General features: G+C 56.7%; 25 protein-coding genes. 11 read left to right on the top strand and 14 right to left on the bottom strand.

What is annotated here, in order from left to right; all coding sequences use genetic code 11:
- Positions 1–15 precede the first annotated feature (15 nt).
- On the top strand, positions 16–420 hold the full coding sequence (locus MY069_RS09065; RefSeq protein ID WP_482793457.1) for a PTS sugar transporter subunit IIA: 405 nt from the start codon (positions 16–18) through the stop codon (positions 418–420).
- Positions 417–716 carry an HPr family phosphocarrier protein gene (locus MY069_RS09060; protein ID WP_482793456.1) on the top strand — a complete coding sequence of 100 codons (300 nt, stop codon included), beginning with the start codon at positions 417–419 and terminating at the stop codon, positions 714–716. The genes MY069_RS09065 and MY069_RS09060 overlap by 4 nt, the downstream gene beginning before the upstream one ends.
- 2 nt (positions 717–718) lie before the next feature.
- On the opposite strand, the gene MY069_RS09055 is transcribed toward MY069_RS09060, so the two are convergent.
- From MY069_RS09055 to obgE, 3 genes are read right to left on the bottom strand one after another with little or no spacing between them, the layout of a single operon-like run.
- Positions 719–2,152, bottom strand: coding sequence for an SLC13 family permease (locus MY069_RS09055; protein WP_482793455.1), 1,434 nt, complete (start codon positions 2,150–2,152; stop codon positions 719–721).
- Positions 2,153–2,202: 50 nt separating this feature from the next.
- Positions 2,203–3,333 carry a glutamate 5-kinase gene (gene proB, locus MY069_RS09050; protein ID WP_482793454.1) on the bottom strand — a complete coding sequence of 377 codons (1,131 nt, stop codon included), beginning with the start codon at positions 3,331–3,333 and terminating at the stop codon, positions 2,203–2,205.
- The gene (gene obgE / locus MY069_RS09045; protein ID WP_482793453.1) at positions 3,330–4,376 is read right to left on the bottom strand and encodes a GTPase ObgE; all 1,047 of its coding nucleotides are present in this window, start codon (positions 4,374–4,376) and stop codon (positions 3,330–3,332) included. The genes proB and obgE overlap by 4 nt, the downstream gene beginning before the upstream one ends.
- Before the next feature lie 153 nt (positions 4,377–4,529).
- On the opposite strand from obgE, the gene MY069_RS09040 reads away from it, so the two are divergent.
- Together MY069_RS09040 and MY069_RS09035 are read left to right on the top strand one after the other, a co-directional pair.
- Positions 4,530–5,444 carry a tetratricopeptide repeat protein gene (locus MY069_RS09040; RefSeq protein ID WP_482793452.1) on the top strand — a complete coding sequence of 305 codons (915 nt, stop codon included), beginning with the start codon at positions 4,530–4,532 and terminating at the stop codon, positions 5,442–5,444.
- Positions 5,441–6,337 (top strand): hypothetical protein, encoded by an 897-nt coding sequence (locus tag MY069_RS09035; protein WP_482793451.1) that lies wholly within the window; start codon positions 5,441–5,443, stop codon positions 6,335–6,337. Before MY069_RS09040 ends, MY069_RS09035 begins: the two co-directional genes overlap by 4 nt.
- Here the strand turns inward: MY069_RS09035 and MY069_RS09030 are convergent.
- From MY069_RS09030 to MY069_RS09015, 4 genes are all read right to left on the bottom strand, one after another.
- Positions 6,334–6,891: a GNAT family N-acetyltransferase gene (locus MY069_RS09030; protein WP_482793450.1), complete on the bottom strand. Its 558-nt coding sequence runs from the start codon at positions 6,889–6,891 to the stop codon at positions 6,334–6,336. The two genes, MY069_RS09035 and MY069_RS09030, sit on opposite strands and share 4 nt — an antisense overlap.
- 34 nt (positions 6,892–6,925) lie before the next feature.
- Complete coding sequence (locus MY069_RS09025) at positions 6,926–7,480, bottom strand: GNAT family N-acetyltransferase (protein ID WP_482793449.1); 555 nt, start codon at positions 7,478–7,480, stop codon at positions 6,926–6,928.
- 99 nt (positions 7,481–7,579) lie between these two features.
- Positions 7,580–7,849, bottom strand: coding sequence for a 50S ribosomal protein L27 (rpmA, locus tag MY069_RS09020; protein WP_482793448.1), 270 nt, complete (start codon positions 7,847–7,849; stop codon positions 7,580–7,582).
- Between the two features lie 40 nt (positions 7,850–7,889).
- Complete coding sequence (locus tag MY069_RS09015; protein WP_482793447.1) at positions 7,890–8,570, bottom strand: 50S ribosomal protein L21; 681 nt, start codon at positions 8,568–8,570, stop codon at positions 7,890–7,892.
- A gap of 220 nt (positions 8,571–8,790) precedes the next feature.
- Here MY069_RS09015 and MY069_RS09010 point away from each other — a divergent pair, with 220 nt between their 5' ends.
- The gene (locus tag MY069_RS09010) at positions 8,791–10,971 is read left to right on the top strand and encodes a caspase family protein (protein WP_482793446.1); all 2,181 of its coding nucleotides are present in this window, start codon (positions 8,791–8,793) and stop codon (positions 10,969–10,971) included.
- A 67-nt stretch (positions 10,972–11,038) separates the two neighbouring features.
- On the opposite strand, the gene rpsU is transcribed toward MY069_RS09010, so the two are convergent.
- Positions 11,039–11,245, bottom strand: a complete 207-nt coding sequence (rpsU, locus tag MY069_RS09005; RefSeq protein WP_070961778.1) for a 30S ribosomal protein S21 — start codon at positions 11,243–11,245, stop codon at positions 11,039–11,041.
- A gap of 127 nt (positions 11,246–11,372) precedes the next feature.
- Between rpsU and MY069_RS09000 the strand changes: the two genes are divergently transcribed.
- Positions 11,373–12,008, top strand: a complete 636-nt coding sequence (locus MY069_RS09000) for a COQ9 family protein (protein WP_482793445.1) — start codon at positions 11,373–11,375, stop codon at positions 12,006–12,008.
- Positions 12,009–12,099: 91 nt separating this feature from the next.
- The gene (locus MY069_RS08995; protein WP_482793444.1) at positions 12,100–12,717 is read left to right on the top strand and encodes a TetR/AcrR family transcriptional regulator; all 618 of its coding nucleotides are present in this window, start codon (positions 12,100–12,102) and stop codon (positions 12,715–12,717) included.
- Here the strand turns inward: MY069_RS08995 and MY069_RS08990 are convergent.
- Positions 12,700–13,728: a threonine aldolase family protein gene (locus MY069_RS08990; protein WP_482793443.1), complete on the bottom strand. Its 1,029-nt coding sequence runs from the start codon at positions 13,726–13,728 to the stop codon at positions 12,700–12,702. The genes MY069_RS08995 and MY069_RS08990 overlap by 18 nt on opposite strands.
- A gap of 3 nt (positions 13,729–13,731) precedes the next feature.
- Entirely contained in the window at positions 13,732–14,502 is a 771-nt protein-coding gene (locus MY069_RS08985) for an SDR family oxidoreductase (RefSeq protein WP_482793442.1), read from the bottom strand.
- Between the two features lie 253 nt (positions 14,503–14,755).
- Between MY069_RS08985 and MY069_RS08980 the strand changes: the two genes are divergently transcribed.
- On the top strand, positions 14,756–15,217 hold the full coding sequence (locus MY069_RS08980; RefSeq protein WP_482793441.1) for an NUDIX domain-containing protein: 462 nt from the start codon (positions 14,756–14,758) through the stop codon (positions 15,215–15,217).
- Between the two features lie 312 nt (positions 15,218–15,529).
- Here the strand turns inward: MY069_RS08980 and pgsA are convergent, their stop codons facing one another.
- Positions 15,530–16,078, bottom strand: a complete 549-nt coding sequence (gene pgsA, locus MY069_RS08975; RefSeq protein ID WP_482793440.1) for a CDP-diacylglycerol--glycerol-3-phosphate 3-phosphatidyltransferase — start codon at positions 16,076–16,078, stop codon at positions 15,530–15,532.
- Positions 16,079–16,379: 301 nt separating this feature from the next.
- Between pgsA and MY069_RS08970 the strand changes: the two genes are divergently transcribed.
- A complete protein-coding gene (locus MY069_RS08970; protein ID WP_482793439.1) occupies positions 16,380–16,622 on the top strand; it encodes a DUF1150 family protein in 243 nt (80 codons plus the stop codon).
- Positions 16,623–16,635: 13 nt separating this feature from the next.
- Here the strand turns inward: MY069_RS08970 and MY069_RS08965 are convergent, their stop codons facing one another.
- Positions 16,636–17,622: a 2-hydroxyacid dehydrogenase gene (locus MY069_RS08965; RefSeq protein WP_482793438.1), complete on the bottom strand. Its 987-nt coding sequence runs from the start codon at positions 17,620–17,622 to the stop codon at positions 16,636–16,638.
- Positions 17,623–17,778: 156 nt separating this feature from the next.
- On the opposite strand from MY069_RS08965, the gene MY069_RS08960 reads away from it, so the two are divergent.
- Together MY069_RS08960 and fabA are read left to right on the top strand one after the other, a co-directional pair.
- Positions 17,779–18,240: an SH3 domain-containing protein gene (locus tag MY069_RS08960; RefSeq protein WP_482793437.1), complete on the top strand. Its 462-nt coding sequence runs from the start codon at positions 17,779–17,781 to the stop codon at positions 18,238–18,240.
- A 102-nt stretch (positions 18,241–18,342) separates the two neighbouring features.
- Positions 18,343–18,882, top strand: coding sequence for a bifunctional 3-hydroxydecanoyl-ACP dehydratase/trans-2-decenoyl-ACP isomerase (gene fabA, locus MY069_RS08955; protein WP_482793436.1), 540 nt, complete (start codon positions 18,343–18,345; stop codon positions 18,880–18,882).
- On the opposite strand, the gene MY069_RS08950 is transcribed toward fabA, so the two are convergent.
- Together MY069_RS08950 and MY069_RS08945 are read right to left on the bottom strand one after the other, a co-directional pair.
- The gene (locus MY069_RS08950) at positions 18,879–19,682 is read right to left on the bottom strand and encodes a hypothetical protein (RefSeq protein ID WP_482793435.1); all 804 of its coding nucleotides are present in this window, start codon (positions 19,680–19,682) and stop codon (positions 18,879–18,881) included. The two genes, fabA and MY069_RS08950, sit on opposite strands and share 4 nt — an antisense overlap.
- A 102-nt stretch (positions 19,683–19,784) precedes the next feature.
- On the bottom strand, positions 19,785–20,288 hold the full coding sequence (locus MY069_RS08945; RefSeq protein ID WP_482793434.1) for a hypothetical protein: 504 nt from the start codon (positions 20,286–20,288) through the stop codon (positions 19,785–19,787).
- Positions 20,289–20,347 lie beyond the last annotated feature (59 nt).

Raw genomic sequence — 20,347 nt, 5'->3', positions numbered from 1 at the left:
AATTGGAACGGTCCCATGATCGGAATCGTCGTTGTCAGTCACGGAAAACTAGCGCACGAGCTGGTGCGTGCGGCCGAGCACGTGGTCGGTCCACAAGATGCGTTTGAAGCGCTTTCGATCGAAGCTGAAGACGATATCGATGAGCGCCGCGATGAAATCCGGGAAACGGTCAAAGCCTGCAATACTGGCAAAGGCGTGATCATACTCACCGATATGTTTGGCGGAACGCCCTCTAATCTCGCGCTCTCGAGCCTGACAGCAGGCAAGATCGACGTCATCGGCGGGGTCAACCTTCCGATGCTTATTCATTTGGCACAAATTCGATCTGACCTAACTTTGTCTGAAGCCGTGCAGGCGGCGAGCGATGCCGGTAAGCGCTATATTCGGATTGGGTCGCAAGTGATGAGTCGCGCAAAATGAGTGAGCAGACCCGTCAAATCCAAATCGTAAATCGCAAAGGCTTGCACGCGCGCGCCTCTGCCAAACTGGCAGAACTCGCCCTGAAACTTCCGACAAAAGTGACGGTGAGTTTTGAGGGCGAAGAAGCAGATGCTCGATCGATCATGGATTTGCTTTGTCTCGGCGCAGGAATTGGCAGCACGGTTGAGATTATGGCCGAAGGCGAGGATGCCGTTTTCGCGCTCGATTCGGTCGAAAACCTGTTTGCCGACGGGTTTGGCGAATTGGCAGAAGACGCCGCTTGCGCCTGTAAGTAAGCCTACAGCACTAGCGGTGCGAGCCAGAATCCGATTGCCGTAATCACGACAATGCCAATTAAGTTCACACGGAACCCGCGCTGGATCATTTGCGCGATGGGCACTTTGTCCGTCGCATAAATGATCGCATTCGGGGCGGTTGCAACTGGCAACATAAAGGCGCAACTCGCAGCCACTGCTGCGGGTGCCAAGAGGCTCGTCGGTGCCGCCCCAATTGCTGTGGCCAGCGCCCCCAAGATTGGCGCCAGCGTCGTCATCGTCGCCACATTGCTGGTCAGCTCTGTGAGAAAGATAACCAGCGCCACGACGGCCGCGATAAAGAAAATTGGCGGTAGCACGGATAGGGTTGCCAGCTGATCGCCAATAAAGGTCGAAAGCCCGGTTCGGGTCACCGCCTGGCCCAGGCTGATGCCGCCCCCAAACAGGATCAGCACGCCCCAGGGCAGTTTTACCGCTTCATCCCAGGTTAGAAGCGCCCGTTTCCTTCCCATGCCCGCGGGTACCAAGAACATTGCGATTGCTCCGGCGATAGCGATGCCCATATCCCCTACCGCCATCAGCCAGGGATAGTTCCATCCGCCTGCCTCCGCGGCGAGTTGAACCGGGACGCGCAAGACCCAAAAGGCTGCGACCACACCAAACACGATCGCGGCACGCGCTTCTGGTGCAGTCACCCCGCCCAACTCGCTGCGCTGTTGACGCACTTCCCGCATCGCAGCGGTGCCATCTCCTAAATCAGGAAGCCTGCGGGTCACGGACCACCAAGCGACCGGGATTAGCAGCGCTAACGCGGGCACACCAAAGCTCATCCATTGCCCGAAGCCAATCGTAGTTTGGGTGTTCTGTTCCAGCCAATCAATGGCGATGAGATTGGTCGGGGTTCCGATTGGCGTCGCCACCCCGCCAATTGAAGCGGCATAGCAAACCCCCAAAAGGAGCGCGGACACAAACTTGCCCGACCGGTCTTTCAAGGCGGCGGCCGCGGAAATCGCGATGGGCACCATCATTAAAGTTGTGGCGGTGTTGGAAATCCACATGGACAGCAAGGCGGTTGCGATCATGAAGCCGAAAATCAGCGCTGCGGGATGCGAGCCAACGCGCGAGACGATGTTCAAAGCAATCCGCTTGTGTAGCCCCCATCGCTCAATCCCTAGCGCGATGACAAAGCCGCCAAGCAGCAACATCACAATCGGGCTCGAATATCCCGCAGCAGCTTCTCTTGCGCTGCCCGCGCCGATCAATGGAATAATCACCAGCGGCAGGAGCGAGGTGACAGGGATCGGGATTGGTTCGGTGGCCCACCATATCGCCATCCATGCCATCAGTGCGCCAATTGCCCAAGCTGAGAAAGAAAGTTCTTCTGGAGGACCTGCGAGAAGCATGAGCGCCGCGATAATCGGTCCTAAAAACAATCCGATACGTTTGGTCAGGCTCATAGACTTATCCATTCGCGCACAGGGCAGATCTTAGCGGCGAGTGTCAAGATTTAGCGTTCTAAAACCAAATCATTTCTGTGCACGATGGCGGGACGCCCGCGAAAGCCGAGTTCTTGTTCAACTTGATCAGATTGCAGGCCCGCGATGCGCCCAATATCGGCGGAGCTACAGGCCGAAATCCCTTTGGCGATGGTTTGTCCGCCCGGATCTTTAATCGCGACCGCTGCGCCGCGCGCAAATTCGCCCTCTGTTGCCGTCACGCCCACAGGCAGAAGGCTTGCGCCATCCGCAAGCGCCTTCGCTGCGCCAGGATCGACGAGGATCGCGCCTTCGGGGGTCAGATGACCTTTCAGCCAGATTTGGCGCGCTGTGTCAGGGGTCAGTGCAGATGGGATCCAAGTGGCGCGAGCGCCGCCCAACAAAGCTGTAAGCGGGTAGTCCGCATCACCGCGCGTGATGATCGTGGCGCATCCTGCGCTTTGAGCGATCCGCGCAGCCATCAGTTTGGTGATCATGCCGCCACTGCCTAAACCGGCCTCGCTATTGCTGCCGCTGGCCATAGCATCGTGTTCAGGGCTGAGATCACGAACAATCGCGAGGTGTTTCGCATTTGGGTCTTGGCGTGGATCGGCGGTGTAGAGCCCATCAATGTCAGACAGCAAGACAAGCACATCCGCGCTCATCATCTGCGCAACGCGCGCGGCAAGCCGGTCATTGTCCCCATAGCGGATCTCATCCGTGGCGACGGAATCATTCTCATTAATCACGGGCAGCGCACCGGCGCCGAGGAGTGTTTCAAGCGTCGCCCGCGCATTCAGCCAGCGCCGGCGGTTTTCCGTATCTTCAAGCGTCAGCAACGCTTGGGCCGGGGTAATCTTATGCGGAGCAAAGGCTTGCGCGAGCGCCGCCATGAGGAGCGGTTGCCCCAAGGCGGCGGCGGCTTGTTTTTCCTCGAGTTTTCGAGGTCGTTCCGGGCCGAGATGATGCCGACCCAGCGCAATCGCGCCAGAGGAGACGAGGATAATTTCCTGCCCAGCAGCGCGGCGCTCGGCGATGTCCTGCGCGAGCTGATCGAGCCAGTTTTGGCGCACTTTCCCAGCTTCCGCAATCAGCGCGGAGCCGACTTTGATGACCAGCCGTTTTGCGTTGTGGAGATGGTCTGTAGGCGTCTTTTGGGTCATCCCAAAGGACTCCAATCATCGTCCACAGTATCAGGGTCCTGTTCTTGGACCTTGATATCACCAAGCGCACTGAACATCTGACCAAGCGCGGTTTTGACGCCTTCGCCGGTCACCGCCGAGATGCGCAATGGCTCATGTCCGCATGCGGCTTTTAGGAGCTTCGCTTGCTCATCGATGAGTTCGTCATCCAGAACGTCCACTTTCGACAACGCGACAATTTCCGGCTTGGCCGCGAGTTCTGGATCATAGGCTTCGAGCTCTTCGCGAATGGTCAAATAGGCCTGATCGGGATCGTCTTGGGTGCAGTCGACCAAGTGGAGCAACACCTTGCAGCGCTCGACATGGCCTAGAAAGCGATGCCCGAGCCCGATGCCGTCGGCAGCGCCCTCGACCAGGCCAGGAATATCCGCCAAGACAAAGCGCGAGCCAACCCCGAGATCAACGATCCCGAGGCCCGGATGCAACGTGGTGAACGGATAATCGGCAATCTTTGGTTTCGCCGCTGTGGCGCGGCTCAAAAAGGTCGACTTGCCCGCATTCGGTAGCCCCAAAAGCCCGGCATCAGCGATCAATTTCAGCCGTAACCAAAGGACAAACTCCTCGCCAGGGTCCCCTGGATTAGAACGCCTCGGCGCCTGATTGGTGGAGGTTTTGAAGCGTAGATTGCCCCAACCGCCATTGCCGCCTTTTGCGACCATCACGCGTTGTCCGACTTCGGTGAGGTCAGCGATCAGCGTCTCTTGGTCTTCCTCATAGATTTGTGTTCCAACCGGAACAGCGATTGTTTTATCCGCACCACCGCGACCATGGCGCTGTTTCCCCATGCCGTGCCCACCGCGTTCAGCTTTGTGATGCTGCTGGTAGCGATAGTCGATCAACGTGTTGAGCCCTTCCACCGCTTCAACATAGACATGCCCGCCGCGACCACCGTCTCCGCCGTCGGGCCCGCCGAATTCAACATAGGCTTCGCGGCGGAAAGAGGCGCACCCATTTCCGCCATGGCCGGCTTTGACATAAATCTTGGTTTGGTCGAGGAATTTCATCGCGCTCTCATAGGCGATCATGGCAGCAAAAGCGAGCGAAGCCTGCACGAAGATGGCAGGGGAGATCACGCAGACTTGAAATTGGGTTTCTGGACTCTGGTCAAAAAGCCGCAAGAATATAGATCTTAGCTAGGACCCCGTGGAGGACAGGTGATGAAACGAGCCCTTTTAATAGCCGTCGCAGCGATCGCATTTAGCGGCGCCCCAGCCATTGCAGGCGGGGGTGGCGGGAGCTCTGGCTCATCCGCGCCGAGCAGCTCAGGACCGAGCTATGATCCCGTTGAAGAGTATCAAGCGGGGGTCGAGCACCTCAAAGCAGGCGAATATTCCAAAGCGGAGCGGGCGTTTAAGCGCGTCACCAAAGTCGCGAAAAAAGATGCCAATACGCGCTATATGCTGGGCCTCGCGCATTATGGACAAGAAGAATTCAAAGCGGCTGCGAAGTCGTTTGAGCGTGCGGTAAAATACGATGCCAAGCTCTATCAAGCCCATGGCAAGCTTGGTCTGTCTTATCTTCAAATCGACAAAGCCGACAAAGCCGATGGCGTCTTGTCGGGCTTGCAGGCCGCTTCCGCAGATTGTGCGGAGACTTGCCCAGAGGCGAGCCAGATTGCCGGTGCGATCGCGGAGATCGAATCCGCGAAAGCCGCACCTGAGGCGATTGAAACCTCAAGCGTCGCCCCACTCGTGCAACAGGTCAGTCTCGAAACCGGAGATGTGCTCTATTCGGAAGCGCTCCGGCTAATCAATCTTGGCGCGTATGATGATGCGATTGCTGAGTTGCGCGCAGCGGGCGAAGTCCTCGGGCCGCATCCAGACGTGCTGACCTATATCGGCTTCGCGAACCGCAAGAAGGGCGAGAAAGACACCGCTTTTGCCTACTATAACGCTGCCCTCACCATCGCACCGGATCATCTCAGCGCGAATGAATATCTTGGCGAGTATTATGTTGAGCTTGGTGAGCTGACGCGCGCCAAAGCGCAATTGGGGAAGCTCAACGCGCTGTGCCCGTTTGGCTGCGCGCAAACCGAAGAGCTCTCTAAGTGGATTGCTGAAGCCGAAGCATGAGAATGATCTTTGCGATCGCGGGCCTTTGTTTCGCGATCGCAGCTTGCCTAGGGCCAATAAAAGATAGCCCGGCGCGTGATGTCGATCTCAAGGCATTGCAATGGATCAGTTCGGATGCGGACCGGGTAGACCACCTCACGCAGCAGCCTGCCACATGCTTGAAGCGCCCCGATGATGCATCGGTTCAGCGCGGAGAATTGTTGTTCAACAGTCCGCTCTTACTCGGCGGGCAGGCCGCGAAAGCAGGCCTGAGTTGCGGTTCTTGCCACCGGAATGGGCGCGGTAATCTCGAGTTTGTCTTTGTCGGCATATCCGGCGCGCCAGGCACGGCGGATGTGACCAGCGGTCTGTTCTCTAAAGTGCGGGCCGATCAGGTGTTTAATCCCATTGCGATTCCAGATCTGGCCTTACCACACGGGCAAATCAATGTGGACCGAACCGAGGATGACGCACTCGAGGCCTTCTTGGCCGCGCAAATCACGGAGGAGTTTTCTGGAGAAATGCCAGAATCTAACGTCGTCGCTGATGTCTCAGCCTATCTGCGGGCCTTGGATGCGGCTGCCTGCGATGCTGGTGCCAAAGAACGCCAAACCTGGCGCGATGAGATAAGGCGCTTGCGGGCCGGAGCGTCCTATATTGATGAGCCAGACCATCACGACAGCGCCCCCTACCGCGCCGCCATGCGGGCATCGCTCGGGCGCTTGTTTGAACGATATGCGGGGAATGAATTTGACCGTCTCCGCCAATCTATGATCTCGCTCAGCCGTGACCTTGCGAACACTGATTATGGGGAAGATCTACAATCAAGATTAGATGCGCTCGAAACCAATCTCGCGGCGGGCGAGGCGCAATCTCTATACGATCGAGAACGGTTGAAACAGGTCCTGCCTTAATGCGCGACCAGTTTCAGTGCGAGGTCGGGATCGGTGCCTTTGGTGTAGCGAATACAGGGACTGTCGGTCCCGCGCGCCAGCCCAAACAATGAGGTTTCGCCAACCGGTTCGAACCCGAGTTTACGCAAAATCACGCCAGAAGCAGGATTGTCGGTAAAGTGCCCGGACGAGAAGCGCTCTATTTTTCGCTCATTCTCCGCCCAATGCAGGAGCGCGGATGCCGCTTCTGTTGTGTAGCCAAGCCCCCACCATGGCTCTCCGAGCCAGTATCCAACCTCCCAAACTTCAAACGGTAAGAGACGAAGGCTGACACATCCAATCATGCCATCCAGTGGGTGGGTGATGGCGAATGAATAGCTCGTATCCTCGGACCAACTTTGCGGAATCTTGTCGAGCCAAGCCTCCGCGTCGGCCATTTCGAATGGATGCGGCACACGGCCCAAATTCCACGCAACACCCTTCACGCCAAGGCGCTCGACAATATTCGGCGCATCTTGCGGCAGCGGTGGTCGAAGGACCAAACGCTCGGTTTTGATGATTACGGGATCAGCCATCGCTCCCTCCATTTAGCGAATGCGTGGACTTATCTCAATGTCTGTCTGACAGCCTGTGGGGCGGATCAGCGCGTAAAACATAGCGCCAGGCGGCGTCTTTCCCGCCTCGCGCTAATGAGTAGAGCTGATCTTCTCCGCGCCGCTCAAAGCCAAGTTTCTCTAAAACGCGGCCCGAAGCAGGGTTGTCTTGGAAATGACCAGCAACAAATTGCGTGACCCCAAATTGCGCCGCGCCCCATTGCATCAAAGCAGTGGCCGCTTCCGTGGCGACGCCTTTGCCTTGCACAGCTTTGTCGACCCAATAGCCAATTTCCCAAGCATCGCCGCTGGTGCGATTGAATCCAACAGAACCAATAACGCCCGCCTCTTCATGAGTGATGACAAAGGCGTATTCCGTGCCTTGCGCGCGCGCCTTATCGGCATACGCCACCCAATCGAGGGCATCTTTCGGCGCATAAGGATGGGGCAACCGCGCCAGATTGCGGGCCATTTCTTTGTCATTCACACAGCAAGCGATTTGCCGCGCGTCTTTTGCCTCTGGGGGTCGCATCAAAAACCGCTCGGATTTGAACTCGAATGATCTGGCCATTTGAGGTCTCCAATAGGAAGGCAAAGAAAAAGGGAGGCAGTGGCCTGCCTCCCCTTGGAATTCTTTGGCCACCTCCTCGGCGGCCCTATCGTGACCGCGCTATTCTGCTGCGTCCGCGAGCGGTGCCACTGACACGTACTGGCGGTTGCCGCGCTTACGGGTAAATTCCACTTTGCCTTCTACGAGCGCGTAGAGGGTGTGGTCTTTGCCCATGCCGACGCCGCGACCTGGATAGGTCTTGGTGCCGCGCTGGCGGATAATGATGTTTCCAGGAATCACGTGCTCGCCACCATATTTCTTGATGCCAAGGTATTTAGGATTCGAATCGCGTCCGTTCTTCGACGAGCCGCCTGATTTCTTATGAGCCATAACCGGTCTCCAATCTCTAATTCAGCTTATAGCCGAATGTTTAGCCTTTCGCGAGCTCTTTCGCCTGGGCGACCCAGTCATTGCTCTCAAATTTCCCTGCTGCGCCGATTTTCTCTTCGAGCGCTTCGATGTCAGCTTTCTTCATTTTCGCGATTTGAGCGAAAGTGGTGATGCCTTCGGCTTCTAGCTTGCCAGCAAAGACTTTGCCCAGACCCTTCATCACGGTCAGGTCGTCAGCTTTGGCTGGGGCAGCGGCCTTTTTAGGTGCGGCTTTCTTAGCGGCTGGCTTCTTCTCAGCAGCTTCTTTCTTCGCGGCTGGCGCTTTTGCTGCGGCCTTAGGTGCGGCTTCTTTCTTAGGAGCCTCTTCCTTTTTCGGCGCTGCTTTCTTCTTCGCTGGGGCTTTCTTGCCGTCTGCGAGGATAGATTCGATGGTCACAACTGTCTCGAGCTGACGGTGACCTTTCTTACGGCGGTAAGTGTTGCGCTGACGCTTCTTCATGATCAGCACTTTGGCGCCTTTACGCTGTTCGGCGACTGTGCCGACCACGCTAGCGCCTGAAACCATAGGCTCACCAATGGTTACTTTCTTGTCGTCACCTAGCATCAGAACGTCTTCAAACGTGACGCTTTCACCAGCGTCTGCGGTGAGCTTTTCAATGACGATTTCATCGCCTTCGGCAACTTTATACTGTTTGCCACCTGTCTTAATGACCGCGAACATGACGCTCGTCCTTCTCAGAACTCAAAAAATGAAACTTTGGCCGCTGCCGAGTCCGGCGCGGACATGAAGGCGCGGGTAAACACCAAACAGGATCATGAGTCAAACCCATTTCCGCATGAAATGCAGGGTATGGCGCTTTTCAGACGGGTGAGGGGATTTCAGCCCTATTGCTGCCCCAGTCAGAAGTCACTTAAATATGAGATCGAAAGGGGAGACCGCGATGACCAAAAGGCTCGTGCGCAAAATTTGCGTCTTGTGTTGGATGATCTTTGCCGGGTCCACGCTAACCATAGCGCAGGCGGATGACCGACGGGTTGCCTTGGTGATCGGGAACTCAGCCTATCAAAGCGTCGCCCCACTCGCCAATCCGCGAAACGATGCGGCCGATTTAACCGAAGCGCTGACGCTGGCAGGGTTTGAAGTCATTGAAGGTTTGGATCTCACCCGCGATGAGATGACATCGACCATCCGAGAATTTGTTGACCAGCTGGACGGCGCATCGACTGGTCTTTTCTTCTATGCCGGGCATGGCCTGCAGATCGACGGGCGCAATTATATGATCCCGACAGATATGGTGCTGCGCTCCGAAGCCGACCTGCAGCTGCAAGCCATCGATATGAACCTGGTCCTGGCGCAAATGGAGCGCGATCCACGGGTCAATATCATTATGTTGGACGCTTGCCGGGATAACCCTTTCGCGCAGTCAATGACCCGGTCGCTGGCAGGCGGCTTGGCGCCGATGGAAACTCGCTCCGTGGGCTCATTGATTGTCTACTCGACCCAGCCCGGCGCGGTCGCCGATGATGGCGTGGGCCGGAATAGCCCTTTCACTAGCGCGTTCCTGAAATATGCCAATCAGCCTGGTCTTGAGATCCAACAGATGCTGCGCCGGGTCCGCGGTGAAGTCATCGCTGCGACGGATAATCGGCAAGTGCCGTGGGACCACTCGTCTCTAACCGGCGATGTGTTTCTGATCCCGCCGCGGGATGGTGTTGATACTGATGCGGAGGCGATCCAAGGGCTCGAGCTGACTGACTCGCAAGTGCAATTGCAAGTTTGGAATGATGCCAAACGGTCTGGATCGGTTGATGTGCTCCGTTCCTTCATCAGCCAATTTCCGGCGAGCCCGTTTACCCCGTCTGCAGAAGCAAGAATTCGCGGCCTTGAACGAGAAGCGGCACAATCCGGCGATCCTGTCGCCGATGCGATCAATCGCCAGGTGGCCTATGGCGTGGTCACCGATGCGCCCGAAGAGCCTTACGAATACTACGCCAATGCCCGGGTTTATGAATTGCGCGGTGATGCTGCCAATGCGGTACGGATGTATGAGAAATATCTCACGTTCGCCCCGGAATATGTCGACCCGCACTATCAATATCAGCGCTATTTGAGAGCGACTGAAGGCCGGACCGCGGCGCGCGAAATTTACAATGAGATGAAATTTGATCGCCCGGATGATCGCGTCTTGCAATTTGCCGCGGCACTGCTGCAGAGCCCAACCCAGCGCAAAACCCAACTCGAAGCCTTTGTTGCCGATCATCCAGATTTTGCTCCGGCGCTTTATGCTTTGAGCCTGGATTTCTCGCTGCGCCGGCTGGGCTCGCAGACCACGGCCGATAAGCGCCGCGAGCGGGAACTGCTTGAGGATTTCATGACGCTGCATGAAGACGGCCAATATGTGAAATTCTTCATCGACAAACCAGCCGCTGAAACAGAGTTGGAAGATGCTGAAGAACGCCTTGCCGCGCTATCCGTCATGGCGAGCGAGGCGATGGAAAACCCCGTCTCGATGACGACGATGATTGGCGGCGGCGGGTTCACGTTGACGTTCCTGATCGCGGACTTGGCGCATGGCGAAATCTTTGTTCGCCGCCCCGGCCAAGACTTTGAATCCCTTGGCATGACCAGTTATCGAAACCCGACCACAGGCGCCTTGATGCCGACGATGTATTTCGAGCTGCCAATGGAAGCTGAAGCGATGGACATGGAGGTTAAATATTTCGACGCCAAAGGGGTGGAACAGGGCCCCTATCTGATCAGTTTTGATCCGGTTTCAGCGCTCTACGACTCGATCAAAAACACCTATATGGCGGCAAGTGAGCGGCAATGGGTGCACTTCCAATATTGGGAAGCCGACGAGGACGAGCCGGCTTATGTGAACGTAATATTCCCGGTGCTTGATTATCCATGTGTGGTCGAGAAGGCCTTCTTTGCGATTGATAGCGAGGTGCCGGATCAACCGCTCGAATTTGCCGCTTGCGATCCGTTAAAGCCGCTCAACTCAAGCTGGACAGTCGACTCAATTGTCAAAGTGCCGCCCGAAACCGGTTATGTGTCGCTACAGGTCCACTATAAGGACGGCGAAGTGACGGATGTGAAACGCTATCCAGTGAAATATTAGGCGCAGATACGAAAAAGCCCCCGCGCCATGAGCATGGGGGCTTTCTTAAATCGCTTAATCAGGTCGTTTAAACGAGACCCTCGCGCTGGGCGCGCTTCCGAGCAAGTTTGCGAGCGCGGCGCACAGCTTCTGCTTTCTGACGAGCCTTCTTCTCAGATGGCTTCTCAAAATAAGTGCGAGATTTCATTTCACGGAACAGACCTTCACGCTGCATCTTTTTCTTTAGAGCGCGTAGGGCTTGTTCGACATTATTGTCGCGAACGGTAATCTGAATAATGGTCAACTCTCCATAATGGGTCGGGGCAGCAAGGCTGCAGATGTGCGGTTGTGGCCTATTGGGGCCGAGATCAAGCCGCGCCTATAACATGTGGATACCGCCTTGCCTATCCCCGGACTCAGATATGTCGACTCCTTCACAAATCCTCCTCGATCGATGGCTCGATGCCCTTTTGCCACGGGTCCCAGACACCGGCTGGACCATGGTCTCAGCCAAGCAAGTCGCCCGAGAAATCGATCTCAGCGCCGGCGAACAGGCCCTGGCCGCGCCAAATGGGATAACCGATCTGATCGACCGATTTATCGACCGCGCGGTGGATGAGGCGCTGGTTGGTCTTTCCACGGAAACGATGGTGAACCTGCGGACGCATGAGCGGGTTGCCGCTGGTCTTAAGGCCTGGCTGAATGCGCTGGACCCGCATCGCGAGGCCGTTCGCAAAGCCGCAGGCCACGGCCTATTGCCTTGGGGCGCGGGTGCGGCGGTGAAACGTATCTGGTCGATTGCCGACGCGATTTGGGAAGCTGCGGGCGATACCGCGACCGATTACAATCGCCAAACCAAGCGAGCGCTGCTCAGCGCCGTGATCCCCCGTATTGTCCTGTATTGGCTCGAACAGCCAGATTCGGACCGAGTCGACCGATTTATCATGCAACGCCTACAAGAGGCGATGAAGCTCGGCCAAACCGGCGGCAAAGTTTTAAAACCCGTGCTTGATCTGGCGGAACGACTGAAGCGCCGCCGCGAAGCCCCCGACCTGTAGCGCCAATTACAATTCGTCTCATGGCAGTTGCAATGTCTTTGATCTCAGGTCTACAAAGAAAGGCCGAGCAATTTGGGGTATGGGAGAGAGTATGCCGCGGCCGGCCGGTGTTCGTAATCACGACTTTGAAGCAAAAAAGACCGCATTATTGGATGCGTTGTCGGAATTTGCGTTGAGCGATGATTTGCGGCGCCCCTCGCTTCGCCAGTTTGCAATTGCGGCAAAAGCGTCGGAGCCGACTCTGCGGCACTATTTCAAAGATCGCCAAGGTCTTGTGATCGCGATCCTTGGGCATATCCATAAGCGCGCCATCCCGCTTTGGGAAGTGATCGCAACCGGCGCCACAGATACTGCAACCGCGGTCAAAGAATATTTTCGTGTCACCGAGGCCGGATTAACCCATGGCGGCTTCGCGCGAGCCCATGCGTTTGGGATAATCGAGGGCATGGCGGATGAGAGAGTCGGCCAGGCCTATCTCGAATATTTGCTCGATCCGGCGCTAAAAGCGGTCGCTGATAAAATGGATGCGACGCCCGGAAAGCCGGAAACCGAGGACGAGCGCCGCGCCTCAGCCTTTATGATGCTCTCGCCGATTTTGGTGATGACGCTGCATCAGCAATTGCTGGGCGGCAAAGAGGCCTCCCCCGTCGATACAGAGGGCTTTTTGAAACTGATGCAAGGCTGGCTGTCTTCAGGCCTGAGCCAATAAGTCACGCATACCGTCCAAGGCGCTTTGCGGCGTCGCCCAGCTGCACACGAACCGATATGACCCGCCCGGCCAGGGATAGAATTTTACCCCGGCTTCTGTAACCGCTGCTTCCACGTCCGGCGGTAGGATCGCGAAGACTTCATTTCCGTCGGTCGGATAGGCAAGCGAAACGCCCGGCTTCGAGCAGAGCAAGTTTGCGAGCTGATTTGCTGATTGGTTCGCATCGCGCGCGAGCTCTAACCATAGGCCGTCTGTCAGCATGGCTTCTGCTTGCGCTGCAAGGAACCGCATTTTAGGCGGCATGTGTCCGGATCTTTTAGCGCGCGCTTTTAGGGCTTCGACCTGCCCGCGCATGTCCCCGAACAGGATGATGATCTCACAGCCAATCGCGCCAGTTTTGGTCAATCCGAGCGTCAGGACATCTATGCCCGCTTTCCAGGTCATCTCAGCTGGGCTTGCGCCGGTTTTGACCAGGGCATTGGAAAGGCGCGCGCCATCGAGATGCGTGTTTAGCCCGCCCGCATGTGCGAGTTCGGCATAGTGGCGGATCGCGTCTGCAGAATAGGCCGTGCCGCATTCGGTTAAATTGGTCAGCGAAAGCGTTTCGAGCGGAGTCTCATGAACAAAACTTGGATCATTTTTCGCGAGTGCATCGCGCAATGCGGCTTCGTCAATTTGGGCGCCATGACCCGGCAAAAGGCGTAGTTTTGCGCCGCCGCTAAAAAATTCAGGGGCGCCGCGTTCGTCGCGTTCTATGTGCGCTTCTTCGTGGCAGGCAATGGCCCCAATCGGTGAGCACATTACGGAAAGTGCCAGTGCATTTGAGGCGGTGCCGCTGGCGCAAACCCAAAACTCAAAATTCTCTGTCTCGAATGTCTCGGCGAGCAGTTTTCGAAGTCTGGCGGTCACATCATCCGCGCCATAGCTTCCAGCGGATCCTGTATTTGCCGCGGTGATCGCTTCGATCACTTTAGGGTGGGCTGGCGCGGTTGTGTCTGAAGCAAAGTCCATGGCTTAGAGCATGACGTCGGGCGTTTGCCACATCAAGTGTTGCCCGCCATCGCTGGCGATCATCTGGCCGGTTATGCTATCGGCCTCAATCAAATAGCGCAGCGTCTTTACGATCTCGCCCGGATTTGAGCCTTGTTGGGTCAGCGTCGCTTGCGCTTCAGCTGCAAACTCACCGGGCTTTTGGTGCACATTCTCAAGCGTCGGGCCGGGCCCGATCCCATTGACGCGGATATTTGGCGCGAAGGATTGGGCCAGTGTTCGCGTGGCCGTCCAAAGCGCCGATTTGGACAATGTATAGGTGAAGAAAAGCGGGTTCAGCTTTAGGACGCGCATGTCGACCATATTCACAATTAAGCCGGCTTCATCATGGGGTAGCGCCCGCGCGAAATGCTGAGCGAGTAATACAGGGGCGCGGAGATTAGGCCCCATATGAAAGTCCCAATTCTGGCGTGAATGCTCAAGCGCCGTATCGTCTTCAAAGGTCGACGCGGAATTCACCAGCAAGGTGAGCGGGCCGCCAAGCGCTTCTTGGGCGGCGCGTTCGAGCGTCGCGGTCTGTTCTTCGTCGGATAGGTCAGCTTGCACCAATTCGGCGCGGCCGCCGCGCGCCATGATCGTCGCGGCGGTCGCTTCTGCGCCGGATTTTGATCCGCGATAGTGAACAGCGACCGACCAGCCATCTTCGCCAAGCGCTTCGGCCATGGCTTTGCCCAAGCGCGCACCGGCGCCAGTGACGAGCGCGCGTTTTGGTCCTTCAGATACACGAATAGCCATAAGTGTCCTCTCCGCTCAGATGGCGCCGGACATGCGCAGCGCGCCATTTAAACCGGCGCAGCGCTTAAAGGTCGCGTCTAGTCGAGGCGACGGAAGTCGATCAGATTCAAGATTGCGAATACCGCGACAGTTGCGAGAATGGCCCAGACAGATGCGTGGATCATGATGACAGCCCTTTAAAAATCTGGCGTCCTGTTAAACCGTCTTTGGTGATTTGGCGAGCCCTATTTGCCAGAACAAAAGGAAACATGCTTTGGCAGATCTTCGAACACATGTGTTTCGGGCTTGGTTTCGACTATCTCGGCCGATGACTTTAGGCGCACGCGCCCTGGTCTTGGATGAGGCTGGTCGGGTTCTGCTGGTCCGTCACACGTATATGAAGGGGCTCTTCCTGCCTGGGGGAGGCGTCGAGCGCGGCGAGACTGTGCTCACCTCTCTTGGCCGCGAGCTCGAAGAAGAAGCCGCTCTGCGACTCACAGGGACGGCGAATTTGGTCGGCATTTTTTCCAATCACCGTATTATGAAAAATGACCATGTCTGCCTGTACCGGGTCGAGGCAGCTGCGTGGGAGGACAACGGCACGAACCCAATTGGGCGAGAGATTTCGGAATTGGTCTGGTGTGACCCTGCCGACCCACCAAGCGATACCACGCCAGGGACGAAGCGCCGTTTGCACGAGCATGTTACGGGCGCGCAACCGCCTGCGCATTGGTGAGGATTACGTCCCAGCAAACGCGAACACGGCGGGAAGTGCCATGAAGATCATGGCGGCGAGCAGCAAAAGCATCGGCCCGATTCGTTTCCAAACATGTCTCATAAATCTGCTTAGACGCCGGAAAAAGGGCGCGATTGCGGACCAGATAGCGGCACAATTTTGACGGGAAATTTAAGGGCGTTTTAACGCCTCTATGCGAAATCACGCTCGCTGATCAGATGTCTTAATTCTGATCCGAGCAAGCAGGAAAACGGCGCATCGTCCCACTCCCCCTGATGTCGCTGACACGAACTGAAACGGCCGCGCTATGATTTAGCGCGGTCGTTTTACATCTGCGAGCAAGGTTCCGACATACAGGCCGAGCGTGTAGATCGATAAAACAGCGGCCGCCCAGATCAGCGCAATTCCGAGCGACCAAACCAAGCCGCTGGCGATCGGCCCCGCCAATAAGAGGGCGCCAATTCCGACCATTTCCAAAGCGGTTTTCCATTTGGCGAGTTGAGATACCGGCATCTCGATCTGCGGGAAAAGGCGCAAGACAGTGGCCACAATGTCCCGCGCAACAATCAGGCAGGTTGGAATTAAGATGGTCCAGTCGCCATTTGAGAGCATGGTTAGAGCAATCAGGCTGAGCCCAACTAAAAGCTTGTCGGCGACGGGATCTAAGAACGCGCCAAATTTGCTCACCGCGTCGAAGCGACGCGCCGCCCAGCCATCCAAGAAGTCCGTCAAAGCCACCAGGATGAATGCCAACAAGGGCCACACGGACGATGGCGCGACATTCAAGATAAGCCATCCAACCAAGGCCGCCAGCACACAGCGGCTCATCGTCAGAGCATTAGGCAGCCATTTCAGCGACATCGAAAATTCCTTGCTGCTCAGGGTCATAGAGGGTGCCGGTCTGGCGGTCCAGCAGCGGAATGTGCTGGACGACGCTCCGACCCTTCGACGCTGCTTGTGTCCTGGATGACCCAGGTTTCAGGCTCCGCCATATTCTCGACGTTTCACGGTTTCCTAACTCAATGTGAACGATCATGCCTTGATGGTGACAAGGTGGCTTCCTAGATTCACTCTAACACCGATCCTCTTATGGCGGGCTGCCACGATGGGGCCTTGTGAGTGTCGAGTGTCCTGGTCCTGTCTGAAACGGAAGGAGTAGACCATGAATGACCTTTTAAAGCCGACCACCGGTGACCAAGATTTCAGCCGGTTTGTCTATTTCCGAAATATCAATGAGCGCGAGCTTGCGGAACTGCCGGCCGATGCGCTGAGCGGCGTCGATGATGTCGAAGAGCTTGTCGTCGTGACCAATGGCGATGGCCAAAAACTCGCGATTATCGAAGGGCTCGAGGCTGCTGAAGCTGCCGCTGAAGCCTATAAGCTGCATGCGGTGAGCGTGCACTAGAAGCTGCAGCGTCTCACAATATAGCTGGGATCACGCGATCAGGTGGGCGATGCCCATCGGCGAAGGTCTTGATATTGATAATCACCTTCTCGCCCATCTCGTTGCGTCCTTCGACTGTAGCCGAACCCATATGTGGCAACAGAATGACGTTTGGTAGTCCCACCAAATCTGGGTTCACCGCAGGTTCGCGCTCGAACACATCGAGCCCTGCGCCAGCGAGTCTGTTGGTTTTCAGCGCGTCCGCAAGTGCCGCTTCATCAATCACTTCGCCGCGGGCGGTGTTCACGATAAACGCGTCTGGTTTCATCAGCTCCAATCGGCGCGCATTGAGCAGATGAAACGTCGCTGGCGTGTGCGGGCAGTTTACCGAAACGATGTCCATCCGCGACAGCATTTGATCGAGACTGTCCCAATAGGTGGCGTCGAGCTCTTCTTCGATCAGGTGCGAAACTTTTTTGCGATTATGATAGTGGATTTGCAAGCCGAACGCTTTCGCACGTCGCGCCACGGCTTGGCCGATTCGGCCCATGCCGATAATCCCGAGGCGCTTGCCCGCGAGGCGGCGCCCCATCATCCAAGTTGGCGCCCAGCCATCAAACTTGCCTGCTTCCATCAGCTCGATGCCTTCATGCAAGCGGCGCGGGACGGCGAGAATGAGCGCCATCGTAACATCGGCCGTGTCGTCCGTCAGAACACCAGGCGTATTGGTGACTGTGATGCCGCGCTCATTTGCGGTTTGAACGTCGATATTGTCGACGCCTGCGCCAAATTGCGCGACCATTTTAAACTGATCTCCGGCTTGGCTGAGGACTTTGCCATCAACCTGATCGGTGACCGTGGAGACCAAAACATCTGCGCGGCTTACAGCGTCAATCAATTGCTTTTCTGTGAAAGCTTCGTCGGACGCGTTCAGCTCGGTATCAAATAGTTCCTTCAGGCGCAGCTCGACCGCGTCGGGCAGGCGACGCGTGACAATAACCTTTAGGCGCGTATCTGACATTCTTCCTCGCTTTCTGAACCGCGCTTAGCAGAGCAAATGCACATCGCCAATGCGCTGTTTTACGGACGATTCATCTCAATCGGTAAAAAAGCAGTCATGACTGCGCCGTTTCTTCGTATATTGCTTTGCCTTGTCCTGTTTTTCGGCGCTAGCGCGATGAGCGTAGAAGCGCGGCAATCTGCAGACATTGTGAAGATTAGCCGGTTCTCAGGCAAGCCCTTACCAAGATTTGAATCGCTTCGATATTCAGCTGTTCATGGTCGCCAAGGCCCGAATTTGGATCACCAAATTCTCTGGCGCTATGAGCGTGAAGGCTTGCCGATGCTGGTTGTACGGGAAACTCATGGTTGGCGCCGCGTGCGAGATCCGGATGGCGACGAGGTTTGGATGCAGGCGCGGATGCTCTCGGCGGACCGTACGGTTTTGGTCACGACTGAGGTCGAGCTAAAGCGCGATCCCGAAGCCGCCTCGCGTTCTAAAGCGCGTTTGAAATCGGGCGTCATCGCAGAGCTGATCGCCTGTGACGCAGGATGGTGCGAGGTCAAGATTGAGAGAAATTCTGGATACGTCCCGCAATCGACCCTTTGGGGCACAGAGGTCGCGACCGGCAATCTCTGATCTGCAAAGCCTTGCCGCACAGCCGCCAAGCGTTTAAGGGGCCGGGCTACCCTGTCTGCACCGAGCGCAGATGTCACAAAATCAACAAGCGAGGCCAGTTCTATGAAGGGACCGCACGAGTTTCACACCCCGCAGCCGTCTTACAGCAAGGAAGACCTCCTCAAGTCCGGCGCAGGCGAACTGTTTGGCCCTGGCAATGCACAATTGCCCATCCCGCCAATGCTCATGATGGACCGGATCACCGAAATCTCTGATGATGGCGGTGAATTTGGAAAAGGTCATGTCGTCGGTGAGTTCGATATTCACCCAGACCTTTGGTTCTTTGAGTGTCACTTCCCAGGTGATCCTGTGATGCCTGGATGTCTCGGCTTGGATGCGATGTGGCAAGCCGTTGGCTATTGGCTCGGCTGGACCGGGTCTTACGGCAAAGGTCGCGCCCTTGGTGTGGGCGATGTTCGCTTCACCGGCGAGATCACGCCAGAGACCAAACTGGTTCGCTATGAAATCGACATGAAGCGTGTGCGTCGCGGCCGGTTGGTCCTCGGCATCGCCGATGGCCGAGTCTATGCCGATGATGAAAAGATCTATACCGCCAAGGATATGCGTGTCGGCTTGGTCGATAAACTCGGCCTCAAAGGCTAAGGCACATAGACCGTGTAAACGACCTCGACCTGGAAATCGAAGGTTCCAAGGGAGAGGTCATAGCCGGTTAGATTCGCTGCCGCGATCGAATATTCTGCGTCAAACCGAACCGACTGATCGGCGATGGTGCCGGGCTGCGCAGCAGTGCGCTGATTGCCGGTGAAGACATTTCGCGGCACGCGCAAATCCCATAATCTAAAGGTCGGCGCGAAACCGGCTGTCGCGCCGCCGCTATGCGGTAGCTGTGCGCTCGAGCCAAAGGCCAGACCATCATCCCCGCTTTGCGTCATCGATAGCTGCACGCGCGTGATCTGGAGCAAAATAAATTCAGTGAACGTCGTCGGCGTAAAGGCCTGAGCATCGATGGCGAAGGGCACATTCGAGGCAACATAGAAACTCGAGGATTGCCGCACAGCATCGACCCGCGCATCCGTAATATTCTGAAGCCCGAAAGAAGTGAAAGCATCAGCGCCGCTGACAACGCCATCCCCATTTGTATCGGTACTGATCGTGCCGCGATCGGTATTGGTGAGGAGAAACGGCATCCCGCCGGTTGCGCTGGCAAGCCCGTCTTGGGTCGGGACCAGTGACCCTGTCACCACCGTGTGCACATCGCTAGAAATTAGATCGGTATCGCCGGACGTCGCCGCGCTATTTCCGGTGCCGGAATCGACAATCATATCTGAAACAACAGGGGCGCCGCCCGCTGAGTCCGCGGCCCAAACAATGACCAGGCCGTCCAGCCTAAAATGGGGCCGGTCGACCAGCTCGGCGTGCGCGCTGCCATGTATGAGACACACGCCCGCGACGGCCCCTAATAGGAGCAGTTTGTTTAGAAATGTCCGCCTCATCCTGGTATGGTAAACACCGGAGCGCTAAAATCTGATTAAGCGCAACCGCCCTTATTCGCCCACGGCGCGGATGATCAGGTGATCAAGCGTGTTCTCATCCGATGTGAGTTCCAAAGTCAGGGTTTGGGTTCTGGGCGCGCCCGGCCTGATCGCTGTTCGACCGACTTGTTCGAACAGGCGCGATGATCCGGCGTGGATCTGCCCTTGTCGCACTTGCGCATTGGCGCCTTGATTGATCACGCGAACAGAGATCGCGTCAGAGCCGTCAGCGTGCGGGGCTTCGATCACAAAGCCTGTATTGCTGGCGATCTCGAGGATCATGCGATCCGAGAGGTCTTGAATGGGATCAAGCGTACCCGCGCCAATCATGGAGGTGGCTTGTTGAGGTCCGGCGCCGAGCGCGACCGCTGGGCCTTGGCCGACTTTGATGCCATCTGCCCAAACCAGCACTTGGGCCGATTGTGAAAACCGCACTTCGTGCACCGTCCCAGCCGCCGCGTTCTGCGCGAACGCGGTCGATAGGACCAAAAAGGCACCGATGCGAAGCAAAGCCAATTCCACCCCCGGTTTGGTTAAGGCGCATTAAGGATATGATTCGCACTGCATGATCTATG

The organism is Hyphomonas sp. ske169, assembly GCF_056850855.1.
This window is presented reverse-complemented; position numbering and strand designations above follow the sequence as displayed.